The organism is Conexibacter sp. JCM 18997, from assembly GCF_055391915.1.
Genome location: NZ_AP043885.1, coordinates 3,051,564 through 3,072,331 on the forward strand (window position 1 = coordinate 3,051,564; position 20,768 = coordinate 3,072,331).

Consider the following 20,768-nt stretch of genomic DNA (forward strand, 5'->3'; position numbering starts at 1 on the left):
TTCTCCTCTTAGACCGGCACGGCGCAGACGGCCATGATCTGGTTGCGAATGTCGCCCGGGTTGACCGCCGGGTCGGGGCGCTGCTCCCACGCGCCGATGGACGCCGACAGCTCGACCACCTGCTGGCAGCGCTCGAACCGGCGCGCCATGAAGGCGTCCAACACGGCGGACGCCGGTTGGCCCGCGGCGATCTCCTGGGCCAGCACCACGCCGTCCTCGATCGCCTGTGCGGCCCCTTGGCCGGCGTGCGGCGAGGTGCCGTGCGCGGCGTCGCCGATCAGCAGGACGCGGCCGCGATGCCAGGGCGCCGGGACGAGGACGTTGTCGACCGGGCGGTAGACGACCTGCGCCGGATCGACGATCAGGTCGCGGTACTCGGCCACCCGGCTCCCGAACGGCGCCAGGTGCGCGCGCATCAGGTCCGCCAGGCCGGCGGGGTCCTGCCGGCGCTGATCCTCGGGCCAGGCCAGGATGAAGAGCATGTACATGAGCTCGTCCGACAGCGGGACGAACCCGGCGGTGCCCGCCAGGCCACCGACGTAGACCTCGATGCGATCGAGGCCCTCGATACGCGGGAGGTTGTAGCGGAAGCAGGCCTGGCCGGTGTAGCGCGGGCGCACGTCGGCGCCGAAGACCATCTCGCGGACCTCGGAGTACAGGCCGTCCGCGCCGACGAGCAGGTCGTAGGACCCGCCGGTGCCGTCGGTGAAGGTCACGTCGACGCCGTCCTCGCGCTGGACGATCTCGGTGATCGTCTCGCCCACGCGCACCTGCGCGCCGGACGACAGCGTGGTCGAGGTGAGGATCTCGTGCAGCGCGGAGCGCGTCAGCCCGTTCATCGGCGGCCAGCCCGGCACCACCGGCGGATAGTCATCCTCGCCCAAGGGCGTGCCGTCGGCCAGGAAGTTGCGCCCACCCATGATCGGGTGGCCGGCGGCCAGGCAGCGCTCGGCCAGGCCGAGCGCATCCAGCGCGCGCAGCGCGTTGGGCGGCTGGATGATCCCCACGCCGTAGACATCCCACTGCGGGTTGCGCTCGACCACGTCGACCGCCACCCCGACGTTGCGCAGCGCGATCGCCGTCGACAGCCCGCCGATCCCGCCGCCGACGACGAGGACCCGTTCGATCTCGTCCATGTACCTCTCCTCCGACCAACAACTGGAACCGATGTTCTAATTCGATAGTACGCCCGCGGTCCGTCGAAAGTCAACTCGCGGGTCGGCGCTTGACGTGGCCCGCGACCGTCCGGTAGAAGTCCGAATTAGAACTCGTACTCGTGATCGAGTTCGTCGGAGGAGAGTGAGCGGCTTTGTCAGCCGGCGTACCCATCAACACGGACATCCCTGCCCGCGACCACGCGTCCCTGGACCCCGTCGCCCTACGCGTCGCCGACCTGGCGAAGGCGTTCGGCGCGACCCAGGCCCTGCGTGCGTGCTCGTTCGAGCTGCGGGCCGGAGAGGTCCACTGCATCGTCGGCGAGAACGGGTCGGGGAAGTCGACGCTGGTGAAGATCCTGTCCGGCGTCCACGCGCCCGACGCCGGCACGATCGAGCTGCGCGGGGAGCCTGCCGGCGCGCTGTCCTCGCCCCGGCGCGCCGCCGCGGCCGGCCTGGCCACCGTCTTCCAGGAGGTGCTGGTCGTCGAGCCGCGCTCGGTCCTGGACAACGTCTGGATGGGCACCGACGGCGTGTTCGCCACGAAGGTCCCCGCGTCCGAGCGCCGCGAGCGGGCCACGCAGGTGCTGGCCGCGCTCCTGGGTCAGGCGCCGCCGCTGGACATGCCGGTCGAGCAGCTGTCGCTGAGCGAGCGCCAGGCCTGCTGCCTGGCCCGGGCGCTGGTCCGCGATCCCCAGATCCTGATCCTCGACGAGGCCACCTCGGCGCTGGACGTGCAGACCCGCGACCGGCTGTTCGGGCTGGTGCGCGAGCGCGTCGCCGCCGGCGCCAGCGCGATCTTCATCTCCCACCGCATGGACGAGATCGCCGACATCGGCGACCGCTGCACCGTCATGCGCTCCGGCGAGACCGTCGCCACCCTGGAGCGCGGCGACGCGACCGCCGACGAGCTCGTGCGCCTGATGACCGGAGCGGACCAGCTGACCGCCGAGGTCGCGCACCGCCCGCATCGCGAACCGGGCGCCGTCGTCCTGTCGGTCCCCGGCCTGGACCTGCACGCCGGCGAGCTGGTCGGCCTGGCCGGCCTGGAGGGCCACGGGCAGGACGCGTTCCTGCGCGCGCTGGCCGCGGCCGGCGGCGAGCAGGCCGCCTACGTGCCCCGCGAGCGCCGCGCCGAGTCGATCTTCGAGTCCAAGTCGATCCTGGAGAACTTCGCCGTCGTCACGCTGGGCCGCGACACCCGCGGCGGCGTCATCTCGCCCAAGCGCACCCGCGCGAGGCTGGCCGGCTACGTCGACCGGCTGAAGATCAAGCTGGGCGGCAGCGACGACCTGATCACCACGCTGTCGGGCGGCAACCAGCAGAAGGTCGTCATGGCCCGCTGGCTGGCCACCGATCCGAAGATCCTGCTGCTCAACGACCCGACGCGCGGCGTGGACATCGGCGCCAAGCGCGACCTGTACGCGCTGCTGCTCGAGCTGGCCGGACAGGGCATGGCCGTGGTGATGCTGTCGACCGAGGTCGACGAGCACGTCGAGCTGATGGACCGGGTCCTCGTGTTCCGCGAGGGCGCCGTCAACAAGGAACTGGCCCGCGCCGAGCTGTCGCGCCAGTCGATCGTGGGAGCGTTCTTTGGCTGATCAGCTGCGACGTCGGCCCTGGCTGTTCGCGGCGCTGCTCGCGATCGCCCTGCTGGCCGCCAACATCATCGCCGAGCCGACGTTCGGCAAGCCGGGCAACTGGGCCGTCGAGCTGGGCACGCTGGCGCCGTTCGCGATCGTGGCGATGGCCTCGACGCCGGCGATCCTGTCCGGCGGCGGCGGGCTGGACATCTCGATCGGGCCGATCGCCGTCCTGTCCAACGTGATCCTCGTGGCCTGGCTGCTGCCCCACTCCGGGCTGGACAGCGCGTGGGTCGGGATCCCGCTGCTGATGCTGATCGGCGCCGGGATCGGGGCCGTCAACGGCGTCCTCGTCGCGGTGCTGCGCTACCAGTCGGTGATCGCCACGCTGTGCACGTTCTTCGTGGTGGCCGGCGTCGTGGCCAAGATCGCGCCCACGCCCAAGACCCCCGAGGCGGGCAACTGGACGGTCAACCTGGCCGACACGGTCGGCCCGATCCCCGGCGCGCTGCTGCTGCTGGCGATTCCCCTGGTGATCTGGTTCGTGCTCTCGCGCACCGCCTTCCACCGCAACCTGTACGCCGTCGGCGGCAACGACGCCACCGCGTTCAGCGCGGGCGTCAACGTCACCGCGACGCGGATCATCGCCTACGCGCTGGGCGGCTGCTTCGCCGCGATCGGCGGCATCGCCCTGACCGCCCTGGTGCAGTCCACCCAGAGCGCCGGGTTCGCCCAGTACACGCTGATCGCGCTGGCCGCCGTCGCCCTGGGCGGCACCTCGTTCGCGGGCGGTCGCGGCGGCCTGATCGCCTCCCTGCTGGGCGCCTGCTGCATCTACCTGATGCAGACGCTCCTGGGCGCGGCCGGCGTGTCCAGCTCGTGGCTGAACTTCGTCTACGGCGCGATGCTGGTGGCCGGCGTGGTGGTCGGCGCCAAGCTGCTCACGCTGCGCCCGCGGGGGGCGGCGGCATGACCCGCCTGGTCTCCGCCCAGCGGCGCATGCCGCTGCTGCAGCTGCTCGCGCTGCTGGTCCTGTTCCTGTACGGCGCCTCGACGATCGACGGCTTCTCGACCGAGACGAGCGTCGACTCGATGCTCGTGCTGGCCGCGCTGCTCGGCCTGGCCGCGCTGGGCCAGACGCTCGTGCTCGTGCTCGGCGGCATCGACTTCAGCGTGCCGGGCCACATCGTCATGGGCGCGATCGTGGTCAGCCAGCTGTACGGGACGTATCACTGGTCGCCGGTGCTGGCCATCCTGGCCGTCGTCGTGATCGCCGGCGTCCTCGGCGCGCTGACCGGCTGGATCTGCCATCGCTGGCGCGTGCAGCCGCTGATCGTCACGCTGGGCATGGGCGCGCTCAGCGCCGGCGGCGCGGTCGCCTGGACCGAGGGCAAGCTGACCGGCGCCGCCCCGCCGTTCCTGTCCAAGCTGACCACCGCCACGGGCACGACCTTCGGCCTGTCGATCCCGCCCGTCGTCGTCATCTGGGCGCTGGTGGCCATCGTCGGCGCCGTCGCCCTGCACCGCACGCTGGGCGGCCGCAACCTGTACTTCACCGGCGCCAACCCGCGCGCCGCCGGCCTGGCCCGCATCAAGACCGGGCGCGTGGTCGTCGGGACGTTCCTGCTCAGCGCGATCGCCTCCGGGATGGTCGGCGTGCTGCTGGCCGGCTTCGCCGGCGCCGACCAGACGCTGGGCGATCCGTACCTGTTCAGCGGCCTGACCGCGGTGATCGTGGGCGGCACCACGTTCATGGGCGCGCGCGGCGACTACACGCACACCGTGATCGGCGCGCTGATCCTCACCGTGCTCACCACGATCCTGGTCGGCAAGGGCTACGACCAGGCCGACCAGCAGATCATCTTCGGGGTCCTCATCCTGCTCGTCGTGGCCAGCTATGGCCGCGAACGGCGGCTGAGAGACCGGGTCTAACACCAACACCGCCGTTCCCTACCAGGAGGAGAAGCAATGCTTCGCAGCATCAGCAAGATCACCGCGCTCGCCGCGGTCGCCGCACTGGCCCTCACCGGCGTCGCCGAGGCCAAGGCCAAGACCTACAAGGTCAACGTCATCGGCAAGGGCGGCCAGACCGGCGTCGACCTGAAGTCAACCTACAAGGGCGCCCCGTTCGGCACCTGCCAGATGACGGGCAAGCTGGTCATCCCCAACACCGAGCAGAACTGGGTGTGCAAGGGCGGCAGCTTCAAGGTCGTCGGCGTGGGCACCACCGGCGCGGCGGACGACGCCAAGGGCACCTGGTCGATCACCAAGGGCTCGGGCACCGGCAAGTTCAAGGGCATCACCGGCAAGGGCACGTTCACCGGCAAGCTGTCGACGGGCACCTTCACCTACATCGGCTCGGTCAAGTACTAGCGGCCGGACCCCGAGGGCGCGGCCGCTGATCAGCGGCCGCGCGCTTCGAGCAGGTAGGCCGCGACGCCGCGGCCCAGCTCGTCGACCAGCGCGTCGTCGTCGACCATGCGGTAGGCACCGAAGTCTGTGCCCATCGACACCCGCGCGCGCATGGGCGCGAAGGCCATCCGGAAGGCGATCTCGATGGCCAGGTCCGGATCGGGATGCGTGAACGCGTCCTTGTGGCGCAGCAGCAGCTCCTCGTAGCGGCTGGCCAGCCGGCGCACGGTCTTGGCGCCCCGCTCGCGAATCACGGGATCGACCGGCGAGCGGTTCATGAAGACCCGCAGCATGTCCTGGTTGCGCAGCATCTGCTCGCCCATCTCGCGCGTCGCGCGGAGGATCAGCTCGCGCGGCTCCAGGCCGTCCCACTGCTCGTCGGGCGCCAGCTTGGCGTCGTTCTCCTGCGCCATGCGCTCGGTGGCCCGGTCGTAGATGGCCAGCAGCAGCGCCTCCTTGCTGGGCGCGCGCGCGTAGATCGAGCCGATCGACACCTTCGAGCGCCGGCTCACCTCCTGGACGGTGAAGCCGTCCCAGCCCGCCTCGACGAGCAGCTTCTCGCCGGCGTCGAGCACGCGCTCGAGCGTCTCGCGGCTGCGGTTCTGCAGCGGGGGACGCAGCGCCTCGGGCTCGGTGGTCGCCATGGCCAGACCCTAACGCAAAACCCGAATATGCGTTCGCGCAGATTCGAACTTGATTTCCAGTTCGGCTGTGGGTTACGCTCGTTGCTCGCTTGGAGAGAGAGTCCGGAGGATCGATGAGGCGTGTGGTCATGGCCGCTGCGGCGGCCACGGTGTGTGTGGCGATTGCCGGGTGCGGCAACTCGGGTGGCGGCGGCAGCACGCCGGCCACGGGCGGCGGTGCCGACGGGGCCAAGATCCCGTCCTACGCGGCGAACTTCACCCCGCCGACGAGCGGCTGCGGCAGCTACCCGGTCAAGACGCCCGCCGATCCCGACGGCGTGATCGCCGCGCTCGACCAGGCGCACCAGACCGCGCTCGGCGGCTACGCCGACTACAAGGGCTCCACGGTGCAGGTCCTCAAGAGCCGCTGGGCCGACTGGAAGCCCGCGCACGCCGGCCCGTTCAAGGTCGCCGTGTCCTGGGGCCAGCTCGTCTCCGACTTCCAGGTGCAGATCCTCGACAACCTCAAGAAGGACCTCGACGGCTACGACAGCATCGGCGAGGTCGAGGTGCGCACCACGGGCAGCAACCTGGACATCGCCCAGCAGCTGCAGCAGTACAACAGCCTGGTCCAGTCCAAGCCGGACCTGATCATCATGGAGTCGCCGTCGCCGGACTCCTTCAACGACTCGATCCAGAAGGCCGCCGACCAGGGCATCCCGACGGTCACGCTGCTCAGCCCCGTGCCGGTCGACGGCGCGGTCAACGTCGACGGCAACAACTACCTCAGCGCGGCCGAGGGCGCCTCGTACCTGACGAAGATCCTCGGCGGCCAGGGCAACGTCCTGCTGGTGCGCGCGCTGGCCGTGGCCGGCGTCGACTCCCAGCTGGCCACCGCCTGGAAGAACGCGTTCGCCTCGTGCCCGGGGATCAAGATCCTCGGCGAGGTCTACGGCGGCTTCTCCGAGGCCGGCGCCAAGTCCGAGACCCAGAAGTTCCTGGCCACGCACCCGACCAAGGTCGACGGTCTGGCCGTGATGCCGGGCGAGGCGGTCGGCGCGCTGCAGGCCTTCCAGCAGCTCGGCCGCCCGATCCCGCCCGCCGCCGAGGTGGGCATGGACAAGGGCTTCCTGGGCTACTGGAACGAGAACCAGGCCACCTACCACGCCTCGTCGACGTCGATGCCGCCGGTGCCGGCCGCCCGCGCGGTGGCCGAGATCACGGCGCGCATGCTCGCCGGTCAGGGCGTGAAGCTGAACACGCTCGTGGCCGAGGAGCCGATCATCAACGACGCCAACCTGGCCGACTGGGCCGAGCCCGGCTGGACGCTGACCACCCAGGGAACCGTCCCGGGCGCGCCCGACAGCTTCATGCCGTCGCCGTTCCTGGACGACTTCTTCACCACCCCCGGCCCGGTCCAGTGAGCTTCGGTCTGGGGACGTTCGCGGCCGCCGACGGCGCGCCGTATCCGGGGCTGGTCGTGGACGGGCACGTGCGCGACCTGCGCCCCGAGTTCAGCTCGACGCTGGCCATGCTGCGCGACTGGGACGCGACGCTGCCGCGGCTGCGCGAGCTGGCCGGGGCAGGACCCGCGGGCGAGGCGCTGGACGCGCTGCGCCCGCTGCCGCCGGTCGAGCCGTCGGGCCAGGTGCTGTGCGGCGGAGCCAACTACTACAAGCACCTGCACCAGATGGTCTACGCGCATCTGCGCCGCGAGGGCGACACCCGCCCCGAGGCGGAGGTCCGCGCCGAGGCGGTGCAGACCGCGGCGCGCCGTGCGACCGACGAGGACCCGTACTTCTTCGCCGGCCTGCCCAGCGCGCTGTGCGGCGCCACCGACGACGTGATCCTGTGGGGCCCGGGCGAGGAGCACGACTGGGAGCTCGAGCTGGCCGTGGTGATCGGCCGCGGCGGGCGCAACATCCCCGAGGCGGACGCGCTGGCGCACGTCGCCGGCTACACGATCGCCAACGACGTCAGCACGCGCGACGTGATGTTCCGCCCGCGCTTCCCGATGACCGACTTCGCGATGACGAAGCTGCGCCCGACGTTCTTCCCGGTGGGTCCGTACATCGTGCCCACCGAGTTCGTCCCCGACTACCGCGCGCTGCGCATCACGCTGAGCGTCAACGGCGAGGTCAAGCAGGACGAGGGCGTCGACGACATCATCTACGGCATCGAGCAGCTGATCGCGTTCGTCTCCAGCGTCGTGGACCTGCGCGCCGGTGACCTGCTGCTGACCGGCTCCCCCGCCGGCAACGCCGCCCACCACGAGAACAGCTGGCTGCGGGCCGGCGACGTGATGGAGGGGTCGATCACCGGCCTCGGCGCCCAGCGCAACGCCTGCGTGGCGGAGCCGGCATGAGGATCGACGCCCACAGCCACGTCCTGCCGCGCGAGTACATCGAGGCGATCCCCGAGCCCGGCGGGAACCTGCCCAAGCCCCCGATCGTCACCGTCGAGCAGCTCGAGGCGATGATGGACCGCTACGCGATCGACCGCGCGATCGTCAGCGTCGGACCGCCCGGGCTGTTCTTCGGCGACCAGTCCCAGGCCGACGAGCTGGCCCGGCTGGTCAACGAGACGATGGCCGGCGTGCGCGACCGCGACCCCAACCGGTTCGCCGCGCTGGGCATGGTCCCGCTGCCGTCCGTCGACGCCGCGCTGGCCGAGCTGGCCCACGTGCTGGACACGCTCGCGCTGGACGGCGTGATCCTGACCTCGCACGTCGCCGGCACCTACCTGGGCGACGACTCGCTCACGCCGCTGTACGAGGAGCTCGATCGCCGCGGGGCCTACGTCTTCCTGCACCCGACGATCCCGGCCAACGGCGTCGCGCTCGCGCATCCCGGCTGGCTGTACGAGTTCCCCTTCGACACCGTCCGCGCGCTGGCCAACCTGATCTACACCGGCACGCTGGAGCGCTACCCCAACATCCGCTGGCAGGTCGCCCACCTGGGCGGCGCCGCGCCGTTCCTGGCCCACCGGCTGGCCTCGCTGGCCGCGCGCGAGCCGCACCTGGCCCAGCTCGCGCCCGCGGGCGCGCTCGGGTACCTGTCGCGCCTGCGCTACGACACCGGCCTGTCCAACAACGAGATCGCGATCCGCTCCACGCAGCTGCTGGTGCCCACCGAGCAGCTCGTCTTCGGCACCGACTGGCCCTACCTGGCCATGCCCGAGACGCCCGGCGACCCGGCGCCCGACCTGGCCTTCCTGGGCGAGCAGCGCGCCGCCATCGACGCGACGAACGTCGAGGCGCTGATCCCCCGTTGGGCGGCGGCTCTGACGCCGGACTGACCGTCGGCCGATTCCTTCCGGCGGTGTGGGCGGTCTACCTGATCGATGCCCACTCCCACCACCATGCGCGCCCTGCAGCAGACGTCGCTGCACGGCCCACAGGACACACGTCTGATCAGCGATGCACCGGTGCCGCGGCCCGGCCCGGGCGAGGTGCTCGTCCGGGTCGCCGCCGCCGGGGTCAACTTCGTCGACATCTCGCGCGCCCACGGCACCTTCCTGGGTGGGCCGCAACCACCGTTCGTGGCCGGGTTCGAGGGCGCGGGCGAGGTCGTCGAGGTGGGCGACGGCGTGTCCGCGCCGCCGCGAGGCGCGCACGTGATCGGCGCCGCCGGGGGCGCCTTCGCCGAGTACATGGTTGTGCCCGCCGCCGCGGCGCTGCCGCTCCCGGACGGCTGGAGCGCCGAGCAGTCGCTGGGGCTGGTCGTCAACTGGCCCGCCGCGCTCGCCGCGCTGCGGCCGCTGGGTCGCCTCGCTCCCGGGGAGACGGTGCTGATCGGCGCCGCGGCGGGCGCGACCGGGCAGGCCGCGGTCGTGCTGGCCAAGCACCACGGCGCGCGGGTGATCGCCGCCGCCGCGCCGGACAAGCACGAGACGGTCCTGGCCCTCGGCGCCGACCACGTCGTGGACTCCCGCACCGGCGACCTCGCCGCGCAGGTGCTCGCGCTGACCGACGGCGCGGGTGCCGATCTGGTGCTGGAGTCGGCGGGCGGCACCAGCTTCGCGGCCAGCCTGGCCGCCGCCAAGCGGGTCACCGGCCGCGTCGTCGTCTACGGCGTGGCGGGCGGCGACGCGGTCGTGACCAACTGGGATCTCGTGTACAAGCATCAGGTCCAGCTGATCGGCCTCAACCTCGGCGCTTTGATCCAGTTCACCCCTCATCTCTTCGGCGACGTCATGGCCCAGCTGTTCGCGCTGATCGGCACCGGTGTGATCCGCCCGGGCCGTCCCACCACCTACGGCCTGGCCGACGGCCCGCAGGCGCTGGCCGACCTCGCGTCCCGGGCCACGGTCGGCAAGCTGGCCCTGCTGCCCGCCACGTGACCAGCCAGGACCGGTTCGCCGCCGATACCGAGCCGTTGCGCCGTGAGCTGCTCGCGCACTGCTACCGGATGGTCGGCTCCGCGCACCAGGCCGAGGATCTGGTGCAGGAGACCTACCTGCGGGCGTGGCGGTCGTACCCCGGGTTCGAGGGTCGCGCCTCGCTGCGGTCCTGGCTGTACAAGATCGCCACCAACGTCTGCCTGACCGCCCTGGAGCCGCGCCGGTTCCGGGTGCTGCCCTCGGGCCTGACCGGGCCCGCCGGCGAGGTCTCGTGGCTGGAGCCGCTGCCGGACCGCTGGCTGGCCATCGACGACGATGAGGATCCGCAGGCGCGGGCGCTGGCCCGCGAGTCGGTCCGCCTGGCGCTGATCGCGAGCCTCCAGCACCTGCCGGCTCGCCAGCGCGCGATCCTCATCCTGCGTGAGGTGCTGGCCTTCAGCGCGGCCGAGACCGCGGAGCTGCTCGACACCACCACGGTGGCGGTCAAGAGCGGCCTGCAGCGGGCCCGCGCCCGCATGCACGCGCTCGAGCCCCAGCCCGACGAGCTGCTCGAGCCGACCGACCCGCGAGCGCGAGCCCTGCTGGACGGCTACATCGCGGCCTTCGAGAGCGCCGACGCCAGCCTGCTCGAACGCGTGCTGCGCATGGACGCCACGCTGGAGGCCACGCCGCTGCGCGAATGGCGGTCCGGCCGGGTGGACTGCATCCGGCTGCTCGAGACCGACGTGCTGGACGCACCGGGGCAGTGGCGGATGCTCCCCACCAGCGCCAACGGCCAGCCGGCCGCGGCCATCTACCGCCGCGATCCGGCCGGTGTGCTGCGGGCCGCCGGCGTGGTCGTGCTGGCCGCGACCGCCACCGGCGTCACGCGCGTCGTCGCCTTCCACGACCCGACGCTGAACACCGCGTTCGGCTTCGCGCGGACGCTCCCCGGCTGACCTCGATCGCCCACAGCTGGACTCCGATTGACGACGGCGTGGGTTCAGTTCGTCGCCGAGGACGTCCTGGCCCTGTTGCGCATGTAGAAACGCCGAAGGGCCGCGACGAATCGCGGCCCTTCGGAACAACAATCGGGGCGCCGAGATTTGAACTCGGGACCTCACCGACCCGAACGGTGCGCGCTACCAGGCTGCGCCACGCCCCGATGAGGGGACGCAGTCTAGAAGATCGTCAGCCGCCGCCCGCGACGGCCTTGTAGTAGCGCACCGCGAGGCCGGTGATCAGGGTCTGGAAGGCCCGCTGGACCTCGATCTCCTCGGCCGCGGCCCAGGGCTCCAGGCCGACGTCCTCGATCTCCTGGGCCTGGGCGATCACGTCCTCGACGAGGTCGGGATGGCGATCGGCGAAGAAGGCGCCGATCGAGTAGAGGCTCGTGTCGGTCAGCGACGCGAGGAACTCGCCGGCCTCCAGGCCGGGGTCGGGCAGCGGGTCGGCGGTCAACCGCCGGGGGACAGGTTGACGCCGCCGGTGGCGGCGCCCTTCAGCCCGTCCTGCGCGTCGTCGACCGCGCCCTGCACGCCTTGCAGGGTCTGGTCGACTGTGTCGCCGACCGCGTTGGTCACGTCACCGAGCGAGGGCACCGTGGGCGGAGTATCCCCCACCGGCGGAATCGAGGGAACCACCGGCACGGGCGGGGTCACCTTCACGCCCTGCGTCGCGGTCGACACCGTGTCCTTGGTGCTGCTCGCCGTGGAGTCCGCGGTGTCGGCCGCGTGGTCGACCGCCGCATCAGCCGGCGTGGCCGGAAGCGCGGCGGACGCCGAGGACGTGGTGCCCGAGCTGCCGGTGCGCTTGGCCGCCGTGTCGCCGCTGGCCGCCGCGGTCTGCCCGGCCTGGCCCAGCCCGCTGCTCGGGGAGACCTCCACCGGGGCCTGCGCCGAGGTCTTGGTCGACTCGGGCCTGGCGGTGGACGAAGACGAGGAGGACCGTGCCGCGCCGGCGGGCGTGGACGCCGTGGCCGCGCGCGTCGCGACGGCCTGGCCGCCCGCGCGCGTGACCTTGCCCTGCTGCGCCGAAGGCGGGGCCGGACGATCGTCGCCGCCGTTGTGGGTGGCCACCGCGCCGGCGCCCACGCCGGCCACCGCCACCGTGACGGTCGCCGCGACGGCCTTCACCCAGCCCGAGGCGTTGTCGGCCATCGGCGCGGCCGCGTGCAGCCAGCCCATCAGGCCGACGCCCGCGGCGCCGCCGTCGGCCGCGCCGGCCGCGTGCTGGGAACCGACGCCGAGCCAGCGGTCGCGCAGGAAGGCGGGCAGCGGGATCGCCGCGGCGATCTTCGCCCGCACGCCGGTGCGCGCCGGGACCAGCTCGGTCAGGCCGGCCATCGCGACCGCCCGCCGGCAGGGCTGGCAGTGCGACACGTGGCGCGCCATCGTGCGCTTGTCGCGCACGCCCAGCGACCCCTCGCTGGCCGTGGAGATGATCGCCTGCACCTTCTGGCAGCGCTCGCCGCTGACCAGCTCGCCGTACTCCTCGCCCAGGCGCTTGCGGGCCCGGAAGAGCGTCGACTCGACCGCCGGGCGCGTCATCTGCATGCGCTCGCCGATCTCCTGGTAGCTGCGGCCCTCGAGCTCGCGCAGGACGAGGATCTTGTGGTGGCTGTCCGACAGGCCGCCGAACGCGCCGCACAGGTCGTCGAGCTGCTTGCGCGACTCGACCGCCTCGTCGGGCGCCAGGCCCTTGCTGACCAGCGGCGCGACGCCGCCCTCCTCACCGTCGGCGTCGTAGGACACCTCGTCGGTGCGCCGGGCGCGGCGGAACTGGTCGATGCACGCGTTCTTGGCGATCTCGTAGATCCACGGCTTGAAGACGATGTCGCGGTCGGTCGCGCGCATGCGTCGCAGCGCGCTCATGAAGATCTCCTGCGTCACGTCCTCGGCCCGCTGGTGGTCCTTGACCATGCCGAGCACGTAGGCGTTGATGCGCCGGTGATAGCGGTGGTAGAGCGTCTCGAACGCGCCGTCGTCGCCGAGGCGCGTCGCCGCGACCAGCTTCTCGTCCGTGGCCAGCGCGCGTCGCCCGCGCGCCAAAGGCGTCAGCGTTGCTGCTTCCATTGCACCCGCGTCCGTGAGTCCTCCATAGCCCCAGGCGCGTCGGTACCCGAACGCCAACGTTCACAAACGCATACAAACCCGGGAATTTTCCAATGACCTCGATTCGCGCGCTGATCAGCCATCTGGACGAGCTGCTGGAGTCGCCGGCGTTCGCCGATTACGGCCCCAACGGACTGCAGGTGCCCGGCCCCGAGGAGGTCGCGCACGTGGTCACCGGCGTGTCGGCGTCGGCCGAGCTGTTCGAGCGCGCCGCCGCGCTGGACGCCGACCTCGTGCTCGTCCACCACGGCCTGTTCTCGGGCGAGCCGGCGGGCCCGATCACCCCGGCGCTCAAGCGCCGCCTCCAGCTCCTGTTCGACCACGACATGGCGCTGGCCGCCTACCACCTGCCGCTCGACGCGCACCCGCAGGTCGGCAACAACGCGCTGATCGCCACCGGCCTGGGCGCCACCGGGACGGAGCCGTTCGCCGTGCACCGCGGCCGGGCGATCGGCGTGATCGCCGACTTCGACCCGCCGCGTGAGCGCGACCAGCTGGTCGCCGACGTGGCCGCCCTGACCGCCCGCGAGCCGCTCGTGTTCCCGGCCGGGCCGGCGCTCGTGCGCCGCCTGGGCATCGTCTCGGGCAGCGCCGCCGACGACATCGGCGAGGCGATCGAGCGCGGCCTGGACGCCTTCCTGACCGGCGAGCCGGCCGAGCGGATCATGTCGATCGCCCACGAAGGCGGTGTGACGTTCCTCGCCGCGGGGCACTACGCCACCGAGACCTTCGGAATCCGCGCACTCGGGGACCTGCTCGCCGAGCGCTTCGGCATGCGCCACACGTTCGTCGATCTCCCGAATCCGGTCTGACAGGGAACGTTGAGGACGTCCTCAAGGTGCGCTACGGTCGCGGCACGTCCACCAAACACAGGGGGAAGGCCAATGGCGATCCACCTCACGCCCACCGAGCTCGCACGCGAATCGGGACTCGAACGACGAGAAGTCATCTCGAAGTGCATGGAGCTGGGCGTGCCGATCTTCCAGGGTCGCATCGACAAAAGCCTCTTCATGGAGACCATGCGCGCGGAGGACGTACCCCAGGCGCAGCCCTCCAGGGTCTGAAGCCGTCGCCGGCGCGGCGGCTTCGAAGTAGCATCGGGCCTCGCATCTGATTCCTGGAGGAGGAAGAGGACATGGAGGCCACCACGGCGACCCCGTCACAGACGGGGTCGCGCACCATCGCCGACCTGCTGCCGCGGGCCGCGGAGCTGTTCGGCGACCACGTCGCGATCAAGCACAAGGTCGGTGACGACTGGCGCGAGCTGACCTTTGCCGAGGTCGGGGAGATCGCCCGTGAGATCGGGCTCGGCCTCCTCGACCTCGGGATCGCCGCCGGCGACCGCGTCAGCATCCTGTGCACGACCCGTCCGGACTGGACGTACGCGTCGTTCGCCATCACCGAGACGGGCGCCGTCGTCGTCCCGATCTACCCGACCAACTCGCCGGAGGAGTGCGAGTGGGTCCTGTCGGACTCCGAGGCCGTCGCCGTCTTCTGCGAGGACGCGGGCCAGGTGGCCAAGGTGCGCGAGGTCGAGGGCCGCCTGCCCAACCTGCGCCACGTGATCTCGATCGAGCCGGTCGACGGCGCGATCAGCGTCGCCGAGCTGCGCGAGCGCGGCCGCGCGCGCGACGTCGCCGAGCTGGAGGCGCGCACCGCCGCCGTCTCCACCGACGAGCCGTACACGATCATCTACACGTCGGGCACCACCGGGCCGCCGAAGGGCTGCATCCTCGGGCACGGCAACTACCGCCAGATCATCGACATGGTCAACGCGCGGGAGCTGTTCCGGGGCAAGGACGACCTCGTCTACCTGTACCTGCCGCTGGCCCATTCGTTCGCGCTGCTCGTCGAGCTGGCGGCGTTCGACGGCGGCACGTCGATCGCCTACTTCGGCGGCGACGTCAAGCAGATCGTCGCCGAGCTGGCCGCGGTCAAGCCGACCTACCTGCCGTCGGTGCCGCGCATCTTCGAGAAGATCTACGGCCTCGTCGGCGCCAACGTCGAGCCCGACACGCTGGCCAAGGCGATCGAGGTGGGCGGCGCGGTCGCGGACCTGCGCATCGCCGGCCAGCCGGTCCCCGACGAGCTGCAGGCGGCCTACGACCAGTTCGACGCGACGCTGTTCTCCAACGTGCGCGCGGCGTTCGGCGGGAACCTGCGCGAGGCGGTCACGGGTGCGGCCCCGATCGCCAAGGAGATCCTCGAGTTCTTCTGGGCCTGCGGCGTGCCGGTGATGGAGGGCTTCGGCATGACCGAGACCGCCACCGCGGCGACCGTCTCGACGCCCGAGAACCACAAGTTCGGCACGGTCGGCCGCGCGCTGCCCGGCGTCGAGCTGAAGATCGGCGACGACGGCGAGATCCTGATCAAGGGCGCCAACGTGTTCCGCGGCTACTGGCGCAACGACGACGCCTCGTTCGGCGCGGTCGTCGACGGCTGGCTGCACACCGGCGATCTCGGCTCGCTGGACGAGGACGGCTACCTGTCGATCACCGGCCGCAAGAAGGACATCATCATCACCGCGGGCGGCAAGAACCTCACGCCGGCCAACCTGGAGAACGACCTCAAGCAGTCCCAGTGGGTCTCCCAGGCCGTGATGCACGGCGACCGTCGGCCATTCCCGTCGATGCTGATCACGCTGGACGAGGAGACGATCGTCCCGTGGGCGCAGCAGAACGGCATCGAGGACGCGTCGCTGGCCACGCTGGCCACCAACCCGCAGGTCGTCGCGCTGATCCAGGACGAGCTCGACAAGGCCAACGCGAAGTACGCGCAGGTCGAGCAGGTCAAGAAGTTCTTCATCCTCGATCACGACTTCACGCAGGAGACGGGTGAGCTGACGCCGTCGCTGAAGGTCAAGCGCAACGTGGTCAACGACCTCTACTCCGAGCGTTTCGACGAGCTCTACGGCGGCTAGCCTGAAGACGAGTCGCCATGCGCACTGATCCCACCGATACGGGAGGGCTGTTCACCGGGCGTCGCCCGGGCACAGCCCCGGTGCGCTATCGCGAGACGCCCGAGCGCGGTTCGTCGCGGCGCCAGCACGTCGACGCGCTGTTCGCGGTCGTCGTCGCCGGGCTGATGGCCGTCGTCAACCTCCTGTTCTGGGGCCCGGCGCCCGCGGCCGCGCTGTGGGTGGCCGCCCACATCAGCGACGACGGCAAGAACGTGTTCCTGGCCATCGTCGCCGCGTTCGGCCTGTGCCTGGCCGTGCTGATGATCGGGCTCGTCGTGCTCAAGCGCCTGGACGCGCTGTGGATCCTGCTGCGCCGGGCCTCCGGCCACGACCAGCGCAAGGGCATCATCGGGCCGATGTTCGCCGTGTGCGCGGTGATCGGCGGCGCGAGCTTCACGATCTGGCTGATCTTCATCGCCGGCCTCGGCTCGTCGACGATGCCGGGCCAATCCTGACGCTCCGTGGGGCTGCGCGACTACTACCGCCAGTTCGAGGAGGAGCCGCCGGAGGAGACCAGCGCGCGGCTGCGCTCGCAGGCCGATGAGCGCCGGCGCGTCGCGCTGGCCCAGGTCGACACGGTCGACCTGTCGACGCTGACCTGGCCCCACCTGCCGCCCTCGACCGTCGTCAACGCGGTCACCTACGTCGCCCGCCGCGGGCTGCACCGCCCGCCCGATCCGTTCGCCAGCGAGCTGCGCTCCGAGCTGGCCCATCGCCTGGAGCTCCCGCAGACGCGCGTCGTGGTGGGCAGCGGCGCCGCGCAGCTGCTGGCGGCGGCCGCCGATGCGCTGCTGGAGGCCGGCGACGAGCTCGTCACGCCCTGGCCCTCCTACCCGCTGCTGCCGGTGCTGGCCTCGCGCGCGGGCGCCACCGCCGTGCCGGCCCCCGGCTTCGGCGCCGAGACGATCCTGCGCGCGGTCACCGAGCGCACGCGCGTCGTCGCGCTGCCCAACCCCAACGACCCGACCGGCGAGTGGCTGGACGAGGCCGCGCTGGGCGACCTGCTGTCCCAGCTGCCCGAGCGCGTGGTCGTCCTGCTCGACGAGGCGCTGGTCGAGTACGCGCCCTCGGCCGCCACCCGGCTGGTCGAGCGCTTCCCACGCCTGCTCGCCGTCCGGACGTTCTCCAAGGCCTGGGGCCTGGCCGGCCTGCGCGTCGGGTACGCCGCCGCCGGCCCGGGCAGCGAGCCCTTGCTGGAGCGCCTGGTGCCCGCGGGCGGCGTCGGCGACCTGGCCCAGGCGGGCGCGCTGGAGGCCCTGCGCAGCAGCGAGGGCGTCGTGCACCGGCGCGTCGCCGACGTCGAGGCCGAGCGCCAGCGCCTGACCGGCGAGCTGGAGCGCCTCGGCCTGACCGTCGCCCCGAGCGCCGCCAACCTGCTGTGGATCGCCGCCGACGGCCTGGACGGCGCCGAGCTGGCCGCGCGCCTGGAGCGCGCGAAGGTCCTGGTCGCCTCGGGCGGGCGCTTCGGCGGCGACACGCACGTGCGCGCCGCCGTCCAGGACCGCGCCGCGGGTGACCGCCTGCTCGAGGCGATCACCCACGCCGTCGCCTGAGCCGGCTCAGTCGTCGGCGGACTGGCGCAGCAGGGTGCCGGTGGTCTGCTCGAGGATCCGGCGCCAGGCGCGCGGATCGTCGGGCTCCTCGGCGTCGCGCGCGGCGAAGTGCTTGACCACCTTGCGCACGCGGGTGGCGGAGATCTGGATGCCGTGGCGCTCGCAGATCTCGCGGAAGTGGTCGTAGTCGGAGGCCAGGCGCAGGGTGACCGTCTCGAAGCCGTGGCGGGCGATGTCGACGCGCTTGGTGAAGTTCATGATCGACGTCTGGAACATCAGCTCGTCGTCGGGAGCCGGCTCGATCAGGACGATGTCCACGCCCGGATAGCGCTGCTCCCACTGGCGGGCCATCTCGTGCAGGCGCTGGTAGGCCAGCAGCTTGAAGGCCTGGTAGCCGATCTGCGGGAAGCCCATGTCGCTGACCCGCCGCGGGCGCGAGCCGAACAGCGTCGGTGTGTCCTTGGTGAAGTCGTTGACGTAGGGCACCAGCGGGTTCACCACCACGATGAACTTGGCGCCCGCCTCCACGGCGATGTCCAGGTTGGTGGTCGAGACGATCCCGCCGTCGACCAGCTCGCGATCGCCCACCCGCACCGGCTCGTAGACCATCGGCAGCGCGGTGGACGCGCGCACGGCGGTGGAGATCGGGATGTCGTCCCAGCCCTCCGAGCCGAAGACGATGCGCTCACACGTGTCCAGGTCGGTCGCGGTCAGGTACAGCTCCGGATCCAGGAACCGGAAGTCGTCGGAGCGATCGGGGTCCGACAGGACGTTGCGCACGTACTTCTCCAGGCCCGCACCGCTGTACATGCCCGACGGCAGCCCCTCGGCCAGCCCCAGCAGCAGGTCCATGATCGAGACCGAGCCGATCTTCTGCCCGGCCAGCTCGCGGGCCAGCAGCGCCGCGCGCAGCGGCAGCGCCGCGCCCTTGCGGGCCCAGGCCAGCAGGTTCGGCCGCAGCAGCGTGCCCACGTCGACGTCGCGGAAGGGCGTCGGCACCTGCTGGTTGACGACGCGCATCATCTCCTCGGGCGTCACGCCGTTGGCGGTCATCGCGGCCACGAAGGCGCCGGCCGACGTTCCGACGTAGACGTCGAACTGGTTGACCGTGCGGTTGACGGAGAGCAGGTCGAGCGCGCGCAGGGCGCCGATCTCGTAGACCGCGCCGGTGAAACCGCCGCCCCCGAGGACCAGAGCGGTCTTCGAGCGCTTGCGGGATCGGCGCTGCTTTCCACCGCTTTTCGGTGGGAGGTGGACGACGTTGTCCATCGCCTCGGGCATTCTAGAGCCCGCAACCCTCGCCGACCGACTGTGTTCCGATTCTCCGTGTTCCGCCGTTGTCTCGCCCCCGGCCTGCTCGTGGCCGTGGTGCTCGCGCTGCCCGCGCCCGCCCTGGCCATCTCCGAAAGCGGCCTGCGCTCCGCGCTGGCCGCGCAGATGCGCCAGGCGGGCGCGGCGTCCAGCGTCTACGTCGTCCGCGTGGACGGCGACGAGCCGCTCTACACGCTGCGGGCCGACCGGCCGCTGATCCCGGCGTCCGTCAACAAGCTCTTCACCACCTCGACCGCGTTGGACCTGTTCGGCCCCGGCGAGCGGATCGAGACGACCGCGCTGTCGAAGGTCGCGCTGGACGACGGCGGCGTGCTGAAGGGCAACCTGTACCTGCACGGCGGCGGTGACCCGACGCTCTCCGGCGCCCGCCTGGGCGAGCTGGCCGACGCGCTCAAGAGCGCCGGCCTCACGCGTGTCGACGGCGCCGTCCTCGGTGACGAGTCGCTCTTCGACCAGCTGCGCGGCTCGACCAACACGGGCGGCCGCCTGGACAGCGAGATCGGCGGCCAGCTCAGCGCGCTGATCACCTCGCGCGGGTACGCCTCCAGCGGCTGGCAGAAGCGACCGGCCGCCGTGGCCGCGGACGCGCTGCGCTCGGCGCTGGTCCAGCGCGACATCCCGGTCCGGGGCAAGAACGCCGGGGTCGGCACGGCGCCCGAGGAGGCAACCGAGCTGGCCAGCATCAGCTCGGCGCCGATGTCCACGCTGATCCGCCTGACCAACACGCCGTCGGACAACTTCTACGCCGAGACGCTGCTGAAGCTGATCGGCGCGACCTACGGCGATGGCGGCACCACCCAGGACGGCGCCGAGGTCGTCCAGAGCGAGCTGAGCGACCTCGACATCAAGCCGACCGTGGTCGACGGCTCGGGCCTGTCGCGCGGCGATCGCACCACCACGCGGATGGTCGTCCAGCTGCTGCTGACCATGGCCGGCGGGGAGAACAGCGACGACTTCGTCGACTCGCTGGCCGTCACCGGGCGCTCGGGCACGCTCATGTACCGGATGCGCACGGGCGCGGCCGCCGGGCGCTGCCACGCCAAGACGGGCACGCTGCACGACGTCAGCAACGTGGCCGGCATCTGCACCACCGCCGGCGGCGAGCAGGTCGCCTTCGCGATCCTCATGAACTCGATCAGCCCGACGACCGCGCACGTCCTGCAGGACCGCATGGTCACGTCGATCGCCGGCCTGCAGTAGGACCACACGAGCGGGCGGCGAAGACCGCCCCATGTCGGACAACCTGAAGCAGTTCCGGGACTTCCTGCTGCGCGGCAACGTCGTCGACCTGGCCGTGGCCGTCGTGATCGGCGCCGCGTTCGGCGCGGTCGTCACCTCGCTGGTCACCAACCTCGTCACGCCGGTCGTCGCCGCGATCTTCGGCAAGGCCGACTTCTCCGACCTGACCTTCACGATCAACGGCTCGGTGTTCGGCTACGGCGCGTTCCTGACCGCCGTGATCTCGTTCCTGACGATCGCCACCGCGGTGTTCTGGCTGGTCGTCCTGCCGGCCAACCGCCTGATGGCCGCGATGCGCACCGAGCCGCCGATCGCCAAGACAACGCGCACCTGCCCGGAGTGCCTCAGCGAGGTGCCGATCGCCGCCCGCCGGTGCGCGTTCTGCACGTCGGAGCTGACGCCGCAGCCCGGCTAGCGCACGCTCAAATTCGAGGGTTCAGACGGCGAAAGTCGAGGGTTTTCGCACCGGTTTCCAGCGTT

21 protein-coding genes and 1 tRNA gene are annotated in these 20,768 nt (G+C 71.7%); 16 read left to right on the forward strand and 6 right to left on the reverse strand.

The genetic code is table 11. The features are described 5' to 3' along the window. Positions 1-8 precede the first annotated feature (8 nt). Positions 9-1,136 (reverse strand): FAD-dependent monooxygenase, encoded by a 1,128-nt coding sequence (locus ACZ5UI_RS15560; protein WP_464188416.1) that lies wholly within the window; start codon positions 1,134-1,136, stop codon positions 9-11. A 173-nt stretch (positions 1,137-1,309) separates the two neighbouring features. On the opposite strand from ACZ5UI_RS15560, the gene ACZ5UI_RS15565 reads away from it, so the two are divergent. The 4 genes from ACZ5UI_RS15565 to ACZ5UI_RS15580 are packed head-to-tail and all read left to right on the forward strand — an operon-like array spanning position 1,310 to position 5,110. Continuing rightward, positions 1,310-2,755: a sugar ABC transporter ATP-binding protein gene (locus tag ACZ5UI_RS15565; RefSeq protein WP_464188418.1), complete on the forward strand. Its 1,446-nt coding sequence runs from the start codon at positions 1,310-1,312 to the stop codon at positions 2,753-2,755. Then, positions 2,748-3,710 (forward strand): ABC transporter permease, encoded by a 963-nt coding sequence (locus ACZ5UI_RS15570; protein WP_464188420.1) that lies wholly within the window; start codon positions 2,748-2,750, stop codon positions 3,708-3,710. Before ACZ5UI_RS15565 ends, ACZ5UI_RS15570 begins: the two co-directional genes overlap by 8 nt. After that, complete coding sequence (locus ACZ5UI_RS15575) at positions 3,707-4,669, forward strand: ABC transporter permease (protein ID WP_464188423.1); 963 nt, start codon at positions 3,707-3,709, stop codon at positions 4,667-4,669. The genes ACZ5UI_RS15570 and ACZ5UI_RS15575 overlap by 4 nt, the downstream gene beginning before the upstream one ends. A gap of 36 nt (positions 4,670-4,705) precedes the next feature. Next, entirely contained in the window at positions 4,706-5,110 is a 405-nt protein-coding gene (locus ACZ5UI_RS15580; RefSeq protein WP_464188425.1) for a DUF3224 domain-containing protein, read from the forward strand. A gap of 29 nt (positions 5,111-5,139) precedes the next feature. Here the strand turns inward: ACZ5UI_RS15580 and ACZ5UI_RS15585 are convergent, their stop codons facing one another. Further along, positions 5,140-5,793: a TetR/AcrR family transcriptional regulator gene (locus tag ACZ5UI_RS15585; protein WP_464188427.1), complete on the reverse strand. Its 654-nt coding sequence runs from the start codon at positions 5,791-5,793 to the stop codon at positions 5,140-5,142. Positions 5,794-5,906: 113 nt separating this feature from the next. Between ACZ5UI_RS15585 and ACZ5UI_RS15590 the strand changes: the two genes are divergently transcribed. The 5 genes from ACZ5UI_RS15590 to ACZ5UI_RS15610 are packed head-to-tail and all read left to right on the forward strand — an operon-like array spanning position 5,907 to position 11,051. Beyond that, entirely contained in the window at positions 5,907-7,196 is a 1,290-nt protein-coding gene (locus ACZ5UI_RS15590; RefSeq protein WP_464188429.1) for a substrate-binding domain-containing protein, read from the forward strand. Continuing rightward, a complete protein-coding gene (locus ACZ5UI_RS15595; RefSeq protein WP_464188431.1) occupies positions 7,193-8,137 on the forward strand; it encodes a fumarylacetoacetate hydrolase family protein in 945 nt (314 codons plus the stop codon). Before ACZ5UI_RS15590 ends, ACZ5UI_RS15595 begins: the two co-directional genes overlap by 4 nt. Continuing rightward, the gene (locus tag ACZ5UI_RS15600) at positions 8,134-9,069 is read left to right on the forward strand and encodes an amidohydrolase family protein (protein WP_464188433.1); all 936 of its coding nucleotides are present in this window, start codon (positions 8,134-8,136) and stop codon (positions 9,067-9,069) included. The genes ACZ5UI_RS15595 and ACZ5UI_RS15600 overlap by 4 nt, the downstream gene beginning before the upstream one ends. A gap of 45 nt (positions 9,070-9,114) precedes the next feature. Beyond that, the gene (locus ACZ5UI_RS15605; protein ID WP_464188435.1) at positions 9,115-10,113 is read left to right on the forward strand and encodes an NADPH:quinone oxidoreductase family protein; all 999 of its coding nucleotides are present in this window, start codon (positions 9,115-9,117) and stop codon (positions 10,111-10,113) included. Next, the gene (locus tag ACZ5UI_RS15610) at positions 10,110-11,051 is read left to right on the forward strand and encodes an RNA polymerase subunit sigma-70 (protein WP_464188437.1); all 942 of its coding nucleotides are present in this window, start codon (positions 10,110-10,112) and stop codon (positions 11,049-11,051) included. Before ACZ5UI_RS15605 ends, ACZ5UI_RS15610 begins: the two co-directional genes overlap by 4 nt. Positions 11,052-11,183: 132 nt before the next feature. On the opposite strand, the gene ACZ5UI_RS15615 is transcribed toward ACZ5UI_RS15610, so the two are convergent. From ACZ5UI_RS15615 to ACZ5UI_RS15625, 3 genes are all read right to left on the reverse strand, one after another. Next, positions 11,184-11,257, reverse strand: a tRNA-Pro gene (locus tag ACZ5UI_RS15615). 26 nt (positions 11,258-11,283) lie between these two features. Then, on the reverse strand, positions 11,284-11,553 hold the full coding sequence (locus tag ACZ5UI_RS15620) for a hypothetical protein (RefSeq protein ID WP_464188440.1): 270 nt from the start codon (positions 11,551-11,553) through the stop codon (positions 11,284-11,286). Next, entirely contained in the window at positions 11,550-13,142 is a 1,593-nt protein-coding gene (locus ACZ5UI_RS15625) for an RNA polymerase sigma factor (RefSeq protein WP_464188442.1), read from the reverse strand. Before ACZ5UI_RS15625 ends, ACZ5UI_RS15620 begins: the two co-directional genes overlap by 4 nt. Before the next feature lie 116 nt (positions 13,143-13,258). Here ACZ5UI_RS15625 and ACZ5UI_RS15630 point away from each other — a divergent pair, with 116 nt between their 5' ends. The 5 genes from ACZ5UI_RS15630 (at position 13,259) to ACZ5UI_RS15650 (ending at position 17,717) form a co-directional block, all read left to right on the forward strand. Next, positions 13,259-14,017 carry a Nif3-like dinuclear metal center hexameric protein gene (locus ACZ5UI_RS15630; RefSeq protein WP_464188444.1) on the forward strand — a complete coding sequence of 253 codons (759 nt, stop codon included), beginning with the start codon at positions 13,259-13,261 and terminating at the stop codon, positions 14,015-14,017. Between the two features lie 72 nt (positions 14,018-14,089). Beyond that, entirely contained in the window at positions 14,090-14,269 is a 180-nt protein-coding gene (locus tag ACZ5UI_RS15635; protein ID WP_464188446.1) for a hypothetical protein, read from the forward strand. A gap of 71 nt (positions 14,270-14,340) precedes the next feature. Beyond that, a complete protein-coding gene (locus ACZ5UI_RS15640; RefSeq protein WP_464188448.1) occupies positions 14,341-16,125 on the forward strand; it encodes an AMP-dependent synthetase/ligase in 1,785 nt (594 codons plus the stop codon). 17 nt (positions 16,126-16,142) lie between these two features. Then, a complete protein-coding gene (locus ACZ5UI_RS15645) occupies positions 16,143-16,619 on the forward strand; it encodes a hypothetical protein (protein WP_464188450.1) in 477 nt (158 codons plus the stop codon). Between the two features lie 6 nt (positions 16,620-16,625). Beyond that, the gene (locus tag ACZ5UI_RS15650) at positions 16,626-17,717 is read left to right on the forward strand and encodes a pyridoxal phosphate-dependent aminotransferase (protein ID WP_464188452.1); all 1,092 of its coding nucleotides are present in this window, start codon (positions 16,626-16,628) and stop codon (positions 17,715-17,717) included. 6 nt (positions 17,718-17,723) lie between these two features. Here the strand turns inward: ACZ5UI_RS15650 and ACZ5UI_RS15655 are convergent, their stop codons facing one another. Next, the gene (locus tag ACZ5UI_RS15655; protein WP_464188454.1) at positions 17,724-18,986 is read right to left on the reverse strand and encodes a patatin-like phospholipase family protein; all 1,263 of its coding nucleotides are present in this window, start codon (positions 18,984-18,986) and stop codon (positions 17,724-17,726) included. 57 nt (positions 18,987-19,043) lie between these two features. Here ACZ5UI_RS15655 and dacB point away from each other — a divergent pair, with 57 nt between their 5' ends. After that, the gene (gene dacB, locus ACZ5UI_RS15660) at positions 19,044-20,249 is read left to right on the forward strand and encodes a D-alanyl-D-alanine carboxypeptidase/D-alanyl-D-alanine endopeptidase (protein ID WP_464188456.1); all 1,206 of its coding nucleotides are present in this window, start codon (positions 19,044-19,046) and stop codon (positions 20,247-20,249) included. A gap of 31 nt (positions 20,250-20,280) precedes the next feature. Further along, positions 20,281-20,703: a large conductance mechanosensitive channel protein MscL gene (gene mscL / locus ACZ5UI_RS15665; RefSeq protein WP_464188458.1), complete on the forward strand. Its 423-nt coding sequence runs from the start codon at positions 20,281-20,283 to the stop codon at positions 20,701-20,703. Positions 20,704-20,768 lie beyond the last annotated feature (65 nt).

Coding starts and splice junctions, on each gene's coding strand:
- ACZ5UI_RS15560 (WP_464188416.1), bottom strand. CDS start 1,136: ATGGACGAGATCGAACGGGTCCTCGTCGTCGGCGGCGGGATCGGCGGG.
- ACZ5UI_RS15575 (WP_464188423.1), top strand. CDS start 3,707: ATGACCCGCCTGGTCTCCGCCCAGCGGCGCATGCCGCTGCTGCAGCTG.
- ACZ5UI_RS15580 (WP_464188425.1), top strand. CDS start 4,706: ATGCTTCGCAGCATCAGCAAGATCACCGCGCTCGCCGCGGTCGCCGCA.
- ACZ5UI_RS15585 (WP_464188427.1), bottom strand. CDS start 5,793: ATGGCGACCACCGAGCCCGAGGCGCTGCGTCCCCCGCTGCAGAACCGC.
- ACZ5UI_RS15590 (WP_464188429.1), top strand. CDS start 5,907: ATGAGGCGTGTGGTCATGGCCGCTGCGGCGGCCACGGTGTGTGTGGCG.
- ACZ5UI_RS15600 (WP_464188433.1), top strand. CDS start 8,134: ATGAGGATCGACGCCCACAGCCACGTCCTGCCGCGCGAGTACATCGAG.
- ACZ5UI_RS15605 (WP_464188435.1), top strand. CDS start 9,115: ATGCCCACTCCCACCACCATGCGCGCCCTGCAGCAGACGTCGCTGCAC.
- ACZ5UI_RS15630 (WP_464188444.1), top strand. CDS start 13,259: ATGACCTCGATTCGCGCGCTGATCAGCCATCTGGACGAGCTGCTGGAG.
- ACZ5UI_RS15635 (WP_464188446.1), top strand. CDS start 14,090: ATGGCGATCCACCTCACGCCCACCGAGCTCGCACGCGAATCGGGACTC.
- ACZ5UI_RS15640 (WP_464188448.1), top strand. CDS start 14,341: ATGGAGGCCACCACGGCGACCCCGTCACAGACGGGGTCGCGCACCATC.
- ACZ5UI_RS15645 (WP_464188450.1), top strand. CDS start 16,143: ATGCGCACTGATCCCACCGATACGGGAGGGCTGTTCACCGGGCGTCGC.
- ACZ5UI_RS15655 (WP_464188454.1), bottom strand. CDS start 18,986: ATGGACAACGTCGTCCACCTCCCACCGAAAAGCGGTGGAAAGCAGCGC.
- mscL (WP_464188458.1), top strand. CDS start 20,281: ATGTCGGACAACCTGAAGCAGTTCCGGGACTTCCTGCTGCGCGGCAAC.